Source organism: Dawidia cretensis (assembly GCF_018598175.1).
GTDB classification, from domain to species: Bacteria; Bacteroidota; Bacteroidia; order Cytophagales; family Cyclobacteriaceae; genus Ohtaekwangia; species Ohtaekwangia cretensis.
Map to the genome: position 1 here is coordinate 1 of NZ_JAHESE010000274.1, position 230 is coordinate 230.

Sequence of the window (230 nt, forward strand, 5' to 3'; positions counted from 1 at the left end):
TCCTACCCGCTCGATGTCAAGTAAGTTGCCGATCTCGTTATTCGCATGCATCAGCGACACCACGGCATGCGGATTTTCCTTGAGCAACGTTTCGAGATCGTCCAGATTGATATGCCCTTTCTCGTCGAGCGTGACATGATGCAGCTTAAACCAACCCTGACGCGCCAGCACTTCCAACGTATGGCTTACTGCATGGTGCTCGACCGGCGACGTGATCACATGCTGCACAC

1 protein-coding gene is annotated in these 230 nt (G+C 53.5%); it reads right to left on the bottom strand.

The window, feature by feature from the left end; translation table 11 throughout:
* The coding region (locus KK062_RS30625) for an aminotransferase class V-fold PLP-dependent enzyme (protein ID WP_254088164.1) at positions 1–230 on the bottom strand (230 nt) is incomplete at both ends.